General features: G+C 67.1%; 8 protein-coding genes. 3 read left to right on the forward strand and 5 right to left on the reverse strand.

Features of this window, described 5'->3' with window-relative positions:
* Positions 1-174 precede the first annotated feature (174 nt).
* Both ahpC and ahpF read left to right on the forward strand, forming a co-directional pair.
* Positions 175-738 carry an alkyl hydroperoxide reductase subunit C gene (gene ahpC / locus VFG40_RS07965; protein ID WP_324896726.1) on the forward strand — a complete coding sequence of 188 codons (564 nt, stop codon included), beginning with the start codon at positions 175-177 and terminating at the stop codon, positions 736-738.
* Positions 739-901: 163 nt separating this feature from the next.
* Complete coding sequence (gene ahpF / locus VFG40_RS07970) at positions 902-2,497, forward strand: alkyl hydroperoxide reductase subunit F (protein WP_324896728.1); 1,596 nt, start codon at positions 902-904, stop codon at positions 2,495-2,497.
* Between the two features lie 77 nt (positions 2,498-2,574).
* Here the strand turns inward: ahpF and prpE are convergent, their stop codons facing one another.
* Entirely contained in the window at positions 2,575-4,470 is a 1,896-nt protein-coding gene (gene prpE / locus VFG40_RS07975) for a propionate--CoA ligase (protein ID WP_324896730.1), read from the reverse strand.
* Between the two features lie 156 nt (positions 4,471-4,626).
* On the opposite strand from prpE, the gene VFG40_RS07980 reads away from it, so the two are divergent.
* The gene (locus VFG40_RS07980; protein WP_324896732.1) at positions 4,627-5,655 is read left to right on the forward strand and encodes a MerR family transcriptional regulator; all 1,029 of its coding nucleotides are present in this window, start codon (positions 4,627-4,629) and stop codon (positions 5,653-5,655) included.
* Positions 5,656-5,694: 39 nt separating this feature from the next.
* Here VFG40_RS07980 and VFG40_RS07985 read toward each other — a convergent pair whose 3' ends face one another.
* From VFG40_RS07985 to VFG40_RS08000, 4 genes are all read right to left on the reverse strand, one after another.
* Positions 5,695-6,528 (reverse strand): ParB N-terminal domain-containing protein, encoded by an 834-nt coding sequence (locus VFG40_RS07985; RefSeq protein ID WP_324896734.1) that lies wholly within the window; start codon positions 6,526-6,528, stop codon positions 5,695-5,697.
* Positions 6,529-7,086: 558 nt separating this feature from the next.
* Positions 7,087-8,073: a malate dehydrogenase gene (locus tag VFG40_RS07990; protein ID WP_324896736.1), complete on the reverse strand. Its 987-nt coding sequence runs from the start codon at positions 8,071-8,073 to the stop codon at positions 7,087-7,089.
* 117 nt (positions 8,074-8,190) lie between these two features.
* A complete protein-coding gene (locus tag VFG40_RS07995) occupies positions 8,191-9,390 on the reverse strand; it encodes an aminotransferase class I/II-fold pyridoxal phosphate-dependent enzyme (protein WP_324896738.1) in 1,200 nt (399 codons plus the stop codon).
* 575 nt (positions 9,391-9,965) lie between these two features.
* Positions 9,966-12,632, reverse strand: a complete 2,667-nt coding sequence (locus VFG40_RS08000) for a TonB-dependent receptor (RefSeq protein WP_324896740.1) — start codon at positions 12,630-12,632, stop codon at positions 9,966-9,968.
* Between the last annotated feature and the right edge of the window lie 69 nt (positions 12,633-12,701).

The raw sequence follows: 12,701 nt of genomic DNA on the forward strand, positions 1-12,701 counted from the left end.
CTGCAGGAAATCAGGCCGGAGCGGCTCGAGTATTGAGCTCATCCGGCCCCGGCACGGCCGGAGCTAATAGAGGCAATCAATGTAAAGGGTTGTCTCAATCAATTGGCCTTATGGGCGCCGCCGCCCTAACCTCTCGGCTGTCTCCCAACCACTTCACGCCAGAGGAAGCCAAGCATGTCCATCATCAACACCCAAGTCCAGCCGTTCAAGACCGAAGCCTTCCACAACGGCAAGTTCGTGCCGGTGAGCGACGAGTCGCTGAAGGGCAAGTGGTCCGTGCTGATCTTCATGCCGGCCGCCTTCACCTTCAATTGCCCGACCGAAGTCGAGGACGCGGCCGACAACTACGCCGAGTTCCAGAAGGCCGGTGCCGAGGTCTACATCGTCACCACCGACACCCACTTCTCGCACAAGGTGTGGCACGAGACCTCGCCGGCCGTCGGCAAGGCCAGGTTCCCGCTGGTCGGCGACCCGACCCATGCGCTGACCAACGCCTTCGGCGTGCACATCCCTGAGGAAGGCCTGGCGCTGCGCGGCACCTTCATCATCAACCCGGAAGGCGTGATCAAGACGCTGGAAGTGCACGACAACGCGATCGCCCGCGACGTGAAGGAAACGCTGCGCAAGCTGAAGGCCGCCCAGTACGTTGCCAGCCACCCCGGCCAGGTCTGCCCCGCCAAGTGGAACGAAGGCGCCAAGACGCTGACCCCGTCGCTGGACCTCGTCGGCAAGATCTGATGACCCGCCACCGGGCCGGCGGCATGCCGGCCACGGATGCTTCTCTTCCCCGGCTTGGCCGGGGAGGGCCGGACAGGCCCCGCTGACAGCGCCGCAGGCTGCTCCTGCCGGTGCTCTCAACGGGGTCGGAACGACCTCGCCTGAACACCTGAAAGGACACGCCATGTTGGACGCCGCCACCAAAGGCCAGCTTGAAGCCTATTTCGAGCGCATCACGCAGCCGATCGAGCTGGTGGCCAGCCTCGACGACCGGCCGGCCTCGCAGGAGATGCGCGAGCTGATCGAAGAGCTCGCTGCCATCGCCCCCAGCCGTATCAGCGCCCGCTTCGACGGCCAGGATGCACGCCGCCCGTCGTTCTCGATCGGCCGCGCCGGCGCCGCCGAGCCCGGCGTGCGCTTCGCCGCGATCCCGATGGGCCACGAGTTCACCTCGCTGGTGCTCGCGCTGCTGCAGGCCGGAGGTCACCCGCCCAAGATCGAGGCCGACGTGCAGGAGCAGGTCAAGGCGCTCGAAGGCGACTTCGTCTTCGAGACCTACATGTCGCTGACCTGCCACAACTGCCCCGACGTCGTGCAGGCGCTGAACCTGATGGCGGTGCTGAACCCGCGCATCCGCCACGTCGCCATCGACGGTGGCCTGTTCCAGGACGAGATCGAGCAGCGCCAGATCATGGGCGTGCCGACCGTCTACCTCAACGGGCAGCCCTTCGGCTCGGGCCGCATGGAGCTGGCCGAGATCCTTGCCAAGGTTGACACCGGCGCCGCCGCGCGCGATGCCGTGCGCCTGGCCGACAAGGCCCCGTATGACGTGCTGATCGTCGGCGGCGGCCCGGCCGGCGCCGCGGCGGCGATCTATGCCGCGCGCAAGGGCATCCGCACCGGCGTCGCGTCGGAGCGCTTCGGCGGCCAGGTGCTGGACACGCTGGCGATCGAGAACTTCGTCTCGGTGAAGGAGACCGAGGGGCCGAAGTTCGCCGCCGCGCTGGAGCAGCATGTGCGCGCTTACGACGTCGAGATCATGAACGCGCAGCGTGCCGAGAAGCTGGTGCCGGCGGCCGAGCCGGGCGGCCTGGTCGCGGTGCAGCTGGCCAATGGCGCGGTGCTGAAGAGCCGCACGGTGATCCTGTCGACCGGCGCGCGCTGGCGCAATGTCAACGTGCCCGGCGAGGCCGAGTACCGCAACAAGGGCGTGGCCTACTGCCCGCATTGCGACGGCCCGCTGTTCAAGGGCAAGCGCGTCGCGGTGATCGGCGGCGGCAACTCCGGCGTGGAGGCGGCGATCGACCTGGCCGGTCTCGTCAGTCACGTCACCGTGCTCGAGTTCGATAGCCAGCTGCGCGCCGACGAGGTGCTGCAGCGCAAGCTGCGCAGCCTGCCGAACGTGGCGATCCTGCTCAACGCGCAGACCACCGAGGTGCTGGGCGACGGCCAGAAGGTCAACGGCCTGGTCTACACCGACCGCGTCAGCGGCAACACGCATACGGTCGAGCTGGAAGGCATCTTCGTGCAGATCGGCCTGCTGCCGAACACCGAATGGCTCAAGGGCACGCTGGAGCTGTCGGCACGCGGCGAGATCGTCATCAACGACCGCGGCGAGACCTCGCTGCCGGGCGTGTTCGCGGCCGGCGATGCCACCACGGTGCCGTACAAGCAGATCGTGATCGCGATGGGCGCGGGCTCCACCGCCGCACTGAGCGCGTTCGACCACCTGATGCGGCTGCCGGTAGCCGCCAAGGACAACGTGGCCCAAGCGGCCTGAGAATCCCCCGCAGGGTGTGCAAGAGGGAAAACGGGACGGCTTGCCGTCCCGTTTTTCTTTGTAGCAAAAGCGGGGCCTCAGGTACCCAGATCCGGCCCCCGCTCCAGCGCCTTGCGCACCTCATCGAGCGACGACGGATCGTCCAGCGTGGACAGGTCGCCCGGATCGGTCTCCTGCACCAGCGCCTGCAGCGATCGCCGCAGCAACTTGCCCGAGCGGGTCTTCGGCAGCGCGTTCACCACGTAGATCCGCGCCGGCCGGGCCACCGCGCCGAGCTGGTCGGTGACGCACTGCTGCATCGCCCGGGTCACGTCGGCGGGCAGTTCCAGCACGCCCTGCTTGAGCGTGGCGAACACCACCGGCACCTGACCCTTGAGCTCGTCCTTCATGCCGATCACCGCCGCCTCGGCGACCGAGGCATGCGTGGCGACGGACTCCTCGATCTCGCGCGTGCCCAGCCGATGTCCAGCCACGTTGATCACGTCGTCGGTGCGCCCGAGGATGTTGGTATAGCCGTCCGCATCGCGGATCGCCCAGTCCAGCGAGCTGTACAGCAGCTCCTTGAAGTGGCTGAAGTAGCTGTTGACGTAGCGGTCGTCGTCGCGCCACACCGTGGTGAGGCAGCCCGGCGGCAGCGGCGGCACGAACACCAGTACGCCTTTCTCGCCGGCGGCCGCTTCCTCGCCGGTCGCTTCGTTGATCACCTTCATCTTGTAGCCGGGCGCCGGCAGTCCGGGCGAACCCCACTTCACCGGCTTCAGCTCCAGCCCCGGCATCAGGGTGATTGCCGGCCAGCCGGTCTCGGTCTGCCAGTAGTTGTCGATCACCGGCACCCCGAGGCCCTCGGTAATCCACTGGGCGGTGGGCTCGTCTAGCGGCTCGCCAGCGAGGAACAGCCACTTGAGACTGGAGAGGTCCGCATTCTTCAGCCACGACGCATCCTGCTTTTTCAGCACGCGGATGCCGGTCGGCGAGGAGAACATCGTGCGGACCTTGTACTTCTCGCACAGCCGCCACCAGATGCCGGGATCAGGCCGCGTCGGCAGCCCCTCGTACAGCAGCGAGGTGGCCCCCCCGATCAGCGGGCCGTAGACGTTGTACGAGTGCCCCACCGCCCAGCCCACGTCGGAAGTGGAGAACATCACCTGCCCCGGCGCGATGTCGAACACCGTGCGGATCGACAGCGCCATCGCCACCGCGTAGCCGCCCACGTCGCGCTGGATGCCCTTGGGCTTGCCGGTGGTACCGGAGGTGTAGAGCAGATAGCTGGGCTCGTTCGATTCCAGCCACTCCACCGGCACCTCGTCGTTCATGTGCTCGGCGCGCAGGCGGGCGTAGTCGACATCGCGACCCTCCATGCGATGCATGTCCGGATCCAGCCCGCGGCTGACGATCAGCACATGCGGCGGCGGCGCCTTCGCCTCGGCCAGCGCCGTGTCCACCAGCGGCTTGTACGGAATAACCTTGCCGCCGCGCATGCCCGCATCGGCGCAGATCAGCAGCTTCGGCTCCGCGTCGTCGATACGCAGCGTCAGGTTGTGCGCCGCGAAACCGCCGAACACCACCGAGTGGATCGCGCCGATGCGCGCGCACGCCAGCATCGCGTACACCGCCTCGGCCATGTTGGGCATGTAGATCACCACCCGATCGCCGCGGCCCACGCCCAGCCCCTTGAGGATGCCGGCGAAGCGGTTCACCTCGCGATACAGCACGCGGTAGGTGATCTCCTCGGTGGTATCGGTCTCGGTGGAGATCGCCACCAGCGCCAGCTGCTCGCCGCGCTCGGCGAGATGGCGATCCACCGCGTTGTAGCAGAGGTTGGTGGTGCCGCCGACGAACCAGCGGCGGAACGGCAGGTTCGAGGCATCGAGAATCTGCTGCGGCGGCGTTTCCCAGTGAATCAGCCGCGCCTGCTCACCCCAGAACCGCTCCGGCTCCTCGATCGACTGCCGGTAGAACGCGTCGTAGCCCATGTGCCGCACTCCCTCCAGAACCCGCCCAAGCCTAGTCCAGCCATCGGCCAGCGGCACCGCGACCAAGGTCGAAACGGCGGTGGCCAGAACGCTTGACCCTCACGTAACGTGAGCCCTTAGCGTGTGGGCCACGCGAGGCGAACGGAGTGACTAGCGATGCAGCTGACGGTGGGCGAACTGGCAAAGCGTAGCGGGCTGACCGTACGCACCCTGCACCACTACGACGCGATCGGCCTGCTCAGTCCGTCTTCGCGCTCCGGTGCCGGCTATCGGCTTTACGGGCAGGCGGATATCGAACGCCTGCACCGCATCCAGGCCCTGCGTCAGCTGGGCCTGCCGCTGGCCGACATCGGACTTGCCCTGTCCGGACCACAGCCACCGCTGGCCGAACTGGTGGACCGCCAGATCGCGCAGCTCGACCGCGACCTGGCCGATGCCGCCCGCCTGCGCGAGCGGCTGGTGCATCTGCGCGGCCAACTCGTGGCCGGACAGTCCCCCGACCTGGCCGACTGGCTGGACACGCTGGAGCAGATGACGATGTACGAGAAGTATTTCACCCCCGAGGAACTGAAAGCCCTGCCGCTGCACACCGACCCGGACGTGTTGCCGGCCTGGAGCGCGCTAGTAACCGCCGTGCAGTCGGCGATGGATCGCGGCGCCACCCCGGAGGACGCCGACGCGCAGCAACTGGCCCTGCAGTGGATGGAGATGATCGGTCGCGGCACCGGCAACAACCCGGCCTTCCTGCTGCGCCTGCGCACGATGACCGAGGACGAACCGGGCATGCGCGAACGCAGCGGCATCACGCCGGCACTGGAGCGCTTCGTGGAGCGCTCCATGGTGAGCGCACGGCTGGCGATCTTCGAGCGCTATCTGGACGAGCAGGAAATGCAGCGGATGCGCCAGCACTACGGCAAGCAGATGTACGCCTGGCCCGAGCTCATCGCTGCGCTGCGCACCGCACTCGCCGACGGCGTGCCCGCCCACGACCCGGCCGTGCAGGCCATGGCGCAGCGCTGGATGGCGATGTTCCGCGAATACGCGGGCGACGATCCGGCCACCCACGCCAAGATCCGCGAGGCCTATTTGCGCGAGCCGGACCTGCGCAGCGGCAGCGCCGTCGATGACGCCTTGCTCGCCTACGTGCGCGAGGCCGCGACGAGCACGATCGCCCGCACGCACTGAAGGCTCGGCCGGCGCACAGCCCGGCTGTCGTGCCCGCCCTTATTCGCCCTGCAGCTCGGCCAGCTGCTGGCGCAGCGAAGCGACTTCGGCGGTCAGCTCCGCCACACGCTGGCGCAGCTGCTGCAGTTCATCGTCCGCGCCAGCGGCCGCCTCCGGGTCGGCCGCTGGAATCTCCTTCGGCTTGCGCCGCGACTCGCGTACGCGCTTTGCGGCGTCCTTCAGTTCCCGGTCGCCGCCGCTGGCCGCCGCGCGCTGCTCGTCCTCCGGCAGGCTGGCCACTGCGGCGGCGGCGTTGATCGAGATCGTGCCGGCCTTCACCGCCTCCACCACTTCTGGGGCGGCCTGCTTGCGGATCTTCTCGATCAGCCCGACCTGCGTGTTGCTCAGGCGCGCAGCCTTCGCCAAGGCCTCGCGGCTGGGCGGTGCCTCCACCGGCGCTTCCGGCGCGCTGACTGCCGGTTCGATCACCGGCGCCGCATCTTCCGTGGCGGTTTCCGCGTCTTCCGGAATCGGCGGCAGCGGCGGCAACTTCACCCGCGCCTGAGCACGACGCGCAGCGAGGATGTCGCGCTTGCGCAGCGCCAGCTCGCCTCGCTGGAACATCGACAGGCTGCGCCGCCCCAGGTGCTGGTCGATCATCCACAGGTGCACGTCGTCCATCGACTGGAAATGCGGATGCTGCACGGTCTGGAACGGCAAGCCGTGCTTGCGGCAGATCGCATAGCGGTGATGCCCGTCGACCAGTATCTCGCCCCACAGCACCAGCGCGTCACGACAACCCTCAGCGAGGAGGCTGCGCTCCAGCGCCTCGTATTCCTCCGGCGTCATCGGCTCGATGTAGGCCTTGAGTTCTTCGTTGACGACGATGTCCATGCAGCGCGCACCCACCATGCAAAACGGCCGCGCATTTTAGGGATTGGAGGCGCGTTGCGCTGCCTTGTATTTCGACGCAACGCGTGTATCTCTTCGATGACTCGGCGCCATCAGGCGATGCTCGGCTGCCAAGGCGACACCCTTCGCATATCAGGCTCAGTGATCTGCACGCCAGTCAAAAGCGGTTTCGACGTCCTTCGGCCGCCGAGTCACTTTCTCTTGCTTGCCCAAGAGAAAGTAACCAAAGAGAACGGCACCCTGCGTCCGTCGTCCCTCCGCGCCGTTGGCGCTGCGGGCACGCGGGTCGGGCCGGGCTTTTCGACAGGGCTCCTGCCCTGACGAAAAGGAACGGGCGTCCTGCCCGTTCCCCTGCGGGCCTTGTCGTCCCGCCCCGCTCGACTCCCGAAGGGACCCGGTGACGGCTCGCTTCGCATCGCCCGAAGAGCGGCGTCCCGGAGATGGCCGGGATGTCCGTGAAGTGGCACCAAGGTCAGCGGCGAGGCTGCCGCGAAAAAAGGGCGGCCGAAGCCGCCCTCCCCCAAGCCGAAACGAGCTGGCTTACTTCTTCGCGAACAGATGCTCGACGCCGGCGCGCTCTTCGCGCAGCTCCTTGTCGGTGGCATCCATGCGGGCACGCGAGAAATCGTTGATTTCCAGGCCCTGCACGATCGCGTACTTGCCGTTCTTCACGGTCACCGGGTAGCCGTAGATCACGCCCGGGGCGATGCCGTAGGAGCCGTCCGACGGGATGCCCATCGAGACCCAGTCGCCCTCGGCGGTGCCCAGCGCCCAGGAGCGCATGTGGTCGATCGCGGCCGAGGCGGCCGAGGCGGCGGAGGAGGCGCCGCGGGCCTTGATGATCGCCGCGCCGCGCTGCTGCACGGTCGGGATGAAGTCGCTCTCGTACCAGCTCTGCTCGACCAGGCTCAGTGCCGGCTTGCTATCCACGGTGGCGTGGTGCAGGTCCGGGTACTGGGTGGAGCTGTGGTTGCCCCAGATGGTCATCTTCTTGATGTCGGTGTTGTGCTTGCCGGTCTTCTCGGCCAGCTGGCTCATCGCGCGGTTGTGGTCCAGGCGGACCATCGCGGTGAAGCAGTTCGGGTCCAGGTCCGGGGCGTTCTGCTGGGCGATCAGGGCGTTGGTGTTGGCCGGGTTGCCGACCACCAGCACCTTCACGTCGCGCTTGGCGTGGTCGTTCAGCGCCTTGCCCTGCGGACCGAAGATGGCGCCGTTGGCCTCGAGCAGGTCCTTGCGCTCCATGCCCGGGCCGCGCGGACGCGCGCCGACCAGCAGCGCGTAGTCGACGTCCTTGAAGGCGACGTTGACGTCGTCGGTGGCGACGGTGCCGGCGAGCAGCGGGAACGCGCAGTCATTGAGCTCCATCACCACGCCCTGCAGCGTCGGCAGCGCCGGGGTGATCTCCAGCATGTGCAGGATCACCGGCTGGTCCGGACCGAGCATGTCGCCCGCGGCGATACGGAACAGCAGGGCATAACCGATCTGGCCGGCGGCGCCGGTGACGGCAACTCGAACGGGGGCTTTCATGGGGTTGGCTCCTTGGTGGGAAACGGGTGACGTGGGTGCGGCCGACTCCGGCGACGATGCTTTTCCGTCAGGCGACCGGGGCATCGCGGCTTGAGCCGCGCCTGCAGGGATCTATGGTCAGGTGAGCTCGGTGAAGAACTGGGCGATGCGCGCCAGACCCGGTGCCAACTGGGCCGTCGGGCAGGTGTAGGAAATGCGCATGGCACGCGGCTCGCCGAACGCCGAGCCCGGCACGCAGGCCACGCCCTTGGATTCCAGCAACGCGGCGCAGAACTGCACGTCGTTCTCGATCAGCTGCCCGGCGTGGCGCTTGCCGAAGGCAACGGAAATATCGGGGAAGGCGTAAAAGGCACCCTGCGGACGCGGGCAGACCACACCGGGGATTGCGTCCAGCGCGGCCATCACGGTGTCACGCTTGGCGGCGAACTCGGCGCGCTTGGCCTGCGGGATGTCCTGCGGCCCGGCGAGCGCGGCCACCGCGGCGGCGGTGATCACTTCCGGCAGGCTGGTGATGTGGTTGGAGTTCAGCGTGGTGACCGCCTTGGCCACCGATTCCGGCCCGGCGATGAAACCCACCCGCCAGCCGGGCATGCCGTAGGTCTTGGAGAGCGAATCGACGAACACCAGGCGGTCCTTCAGCTCCGGCCTGGCGTGCACGAAGTTGTGGTAGCCCAGGCCGTCGAACACCATCGAGTTGTAGATGTCGTCGGTGATGATCCAGGTGTCCGGATACTTCACCAGCACCTCGGCCAGCGCGGCGATTTCCTCGCGCGTGTAGACCATGCCGGTGGGGTTGGACGGGTTGTTGAACAGGAACACCTTGGGCTTGCGCTTGAGGGCCTCTTCCAGCTGCGCGGGAACGAGCTTGTAGTTATGCTCCGGGCCGCAGTGCAGGATGTTGGTCTTCGCGCCGACGATGTCGGCGATGTCGCGGTAGGTGGTCCAGAACGGCGCGGCGAAGCAGATCTCGTCGCCCTCGTCGAGCATCGCCTCGGCCAGGTTGTACAGCACCTGCTTGGCGCCGATGCCGATGGAGAGGTTCATGCGGCCGTAGCCGGTCAGGCCCAGCGCCTCGATGTGCGCGAGGAACGCATCCAGCAGTACCTCCGCCCCGCGATTGCTGCCGTACTGGCCCGAGTCCCGCTCAAGCGACTCACGGGCCGCGGCATAGACGTGCTCGCCGGGCAGGAAGTTGGGCACGCCAATGGAAAAGCTGATCACGTCGCGGCCGGCCGCCTTGAGCTGGCGGGCCTTCTCGGCGATCAGCATGATCGCGCTGGGCTTGGCACGACCGACACGCTGGGCAAGCTGGGGCATGGCGTCCTCGCAGGGGAGATCAAGGCTGCAAACCGGCTGATTTTAGCACGCGCCCGGATACCGCCATGGAGCGGCGCCTGATCCGGGGACGAGCGGGCATCCCCGGCCTTACCTAACGCTGGCGCAGCGGCAGCCCGCTCCGCATTGCCCCGTGAGTGCGGCCCGCCCCTTGTCGCCGCTGAGCCCGCAGCCGACAGTCGGCTTGCCGCTGGCCCCTGCCGTCGATCCGAACCGCGCACTCTTGCGTCGCCGTGGTAGTCCACTTTGCGCGCAGGCAGGCCTGGGCCCGTCCCCAGCGCCGGGCGCGCCCGGGCCGGCGATTGCCGGCATCATTCGGCGCGGCTCCGCACGGTGCCCCGCAGCGGCGACGCCCGGCAGCACACGCCCCGCCGATCAACCGCTGCGCGCGCATCAGCGTCCGGGACAGCCGGCCAGCTTTCCCGTCACTGATGCTCAAAACAAACCCGACGCCTCCCCCACCCATAAAAAACCCGCCGGCAAGGCGCGGGCGGGTTCGGGGAGGGAGGCATGCCGGCATGCCGTCAGGGCGTGCCGGTGGCCTCGCAAAAGGAAATTTAGAAATCCGCGCGCACGCGAACGCCGTAGCTGCGGGCATCGTTGAGGAAGCGCACGTTGATGCCCGAGCCGACCAGCGCCTTCTGCGAGGCCTGCTTATCGAACAGGTTGGACACGTAGCCCTCGAAGCGCCAGATGCTGTCCTGCGGCGAATAGCCGAAGCCCAGGTTGACGGTGAAGTAGCCCTTCTGCTGGTCCGGGAAGCCTGCAGCCGCCGCAGGCTGCACGCTGCTCACGGTGCCTTGCGTATCGGAAACGAACACCACCGGATCGAGGTTGAACTGGGTCAGGTAGTAGCGCGACCGGTAGCTCACCAGCGCCTGCCAGTCGAATGATCCGCTGTTCATCTCCACGAACTGCTGCAGGCGGGCGGTAGCCCACAGCTTGGATGCGAGCGGCAACTGGTTGCCCTTCAGGTCAATCTGCGAAGTGATGCCGCCGGCGTCGAAGTTCTGGCTGCGCGTGTCGGCGACGATGCCCTCGGTGATCTCGGTGTGCAGCAGCAGCGCGTTGAGATCGAGCATGAAACCGTGATCGAAGCGCAGCGTGCTCTGCATCTCCGCGCCGTAGAGCTTGGACTTGCCCACGTTGCGATTGACCAGCGAGAAGCCTGACGCATTGCCGTTGATGTCGATCGCGATGGTGGTGAGGTCCTGGAACACCTGGTTGGTGTAGTTGTAGAGGAACCCGGACACGTTGAAGGTGGCGAGCTTTCCGTTGAACTCGAACTCGTTCTTGGAGCCCACCTCGTAGGACACCAGCTTCTCCGGCTTGAAGGTGCTGGGCACCTTGTTGACGTCGAAGGTGTCGTTGAAGCCACCCGCCTTGTGACCGGTGCTGATGGTGCCGTAGAGCAGCTGGTTGTCACTCAGGTCGGTTTCGAAGCCGGCGCGGAAGTCGTTGTAATTGAAGCGCGAGCTGCCGCGTTGCACCGCCGGGATGGTGAGGTTGGCGAACGAGTGCGAACCATCGGCCGGACACGTCACCGCGCCACCATTGTTGGTGTCCGGACGATCCACGCAGGTGCCGTTGGGGCGGCTGCCGTCCGGGATGCCGGCCAGCTGCTGGATCAGCGTGTCGCGCGCGCCCGGCTGCAGCACACCCTCGATCAGGAACTGCGCCTGCTGCGCGGGCGTGGTGAGGTTGGAGACGTCGAAGTTGGGACGGTCCAGCAGCGCCGGCACGAACCCCTCGGTGCCGAGTCGGGTGGCGAAGCAGCAACCGAAACCCTCGCCGCCCAGCGTAAGCGCCCAGTTGCCGCCCAGACCCTGGCGCGCCTTGGTTTCGTGGGTACGCCGGGCGCCGAACTTCAGTCGGAAATGATCGGCCACCGGAAAGGTGAGATCGGCGAAGAACGCGTTGGAGCGGCCGGGCACCTTGGGCATGGTGAACTCGGTGCCGGAGTAGCAGCAGTAGCCCTTGTCCACCAGCGAGAAGTAGCCAACCTGCTGGTCTTCCTTGAAGTAGAAACCGCCGACGGTCCAGATCACGTCCGAATCTTCCGGCGAGGTCAGCAGCAGCTGGTGGGTGGTGGCCTTGGAGCGCGTCTGCCAGTAGGCGTTGGAGAACACGTCGTAGTCCTCACCGGCCGGGCTGACGTCGCGACCGGGCCACAGCACGCCGTCGGATGACGCGTTGCGCTGATAGAAATCCACCTTGCGATAGCTGCCGCTGTACTCCAGGTTGAACGCGTCGAACGTGTACGACACCTTCCCCTGCAAGCCCCAGATGTGGTTGTTCAGCGTGCCTTCGGGGCCGCGGTACACCACGTTGCGCATGTTGTAGTCACCGGGAAAATAGCCCGCCTGGGTGGCCGAGTAGATGTTGGCGCCGGGATAGCCGGTGCCGCCCTCGTGGCCGTAGTCACCCATCACGAAGATGGTGAGCCGGTCGGTCGGCTTGCTCAGGAACGACACGCGGCCGTCCACTTCCTTCTGGATGCCCGCGGGCTTGAGCCCCTGCTCGGCACCGGCGTTGTTGAAGCCGGTGTCCTTGCGCAGCGCGTAGCCGGAGAAACGCAGCGCAGAGTATTCGCCCAGCGGAATGTTGAACGCGCCCTCGGCGCCGTGCGAATCGCGATTGCCGGCGTCCAGCTGCAGATAGCCGCCGTATTTGCCGAGCTCCGGCTGCTTGGTGACGATGTTGAGCGTGCCGCCCAGCGCGTTGCGGCCGCGCAGGGTGCCCTGCGGCCCCTTGTTCACCTCGACCCGCTCCAGGTCGTAGAACATCAGGCCGAGGCCGCGCGGGCGCGGAATGTAGTTGCCGTTCAAGTGCGGCGCCACGCCCGGATCGCCCAGCTCGGTGTTGTTGGCCGAACCCACGCCACGGATGAAGATCTCCGTGTTGCCCTCCTGGTTCGCCACGTTCATGCCCGGGATGGCGACCTGCAGGTCACGCACCGAGTTGATCGCCATGCCGCGCAGATCGGTGCTGTCCAGCGCCTGTGCCGTGCCGGCGTATTTCTGCAGGTTCTGCGCGCGCAGTTCCACCGTCACGGTGACCTGCTTGAGGTCGGTGGCCTTGGGTTTTTGCTCGGTCTTGGCCGGCGTCGTATCAGTGGCGCCGCCAGCGGGCGCTTCCTGGGCGAGCACCGGCCCCCAGATTCCTGCCAGCGCGAGCAGCGCGGTTGCCTTGCACAGCAAGGCGGTGTGTCTGCACAGATTCATGCCTTCTCTCCCCAGAGCAAGCGATCGACGAACAGGGTCGACGCGCGATGGCAACGTCGACCGACGACG

Source organism: Dyella sp. (assembly GCF_035685805.1).
In the GTDB taxonomy this organism is placed as follows: Bacteria; Pseudomonadota; Gammaproteobacteria; order Xanthomonadales; family Rhodanobacteraceae; genus Dyella_A.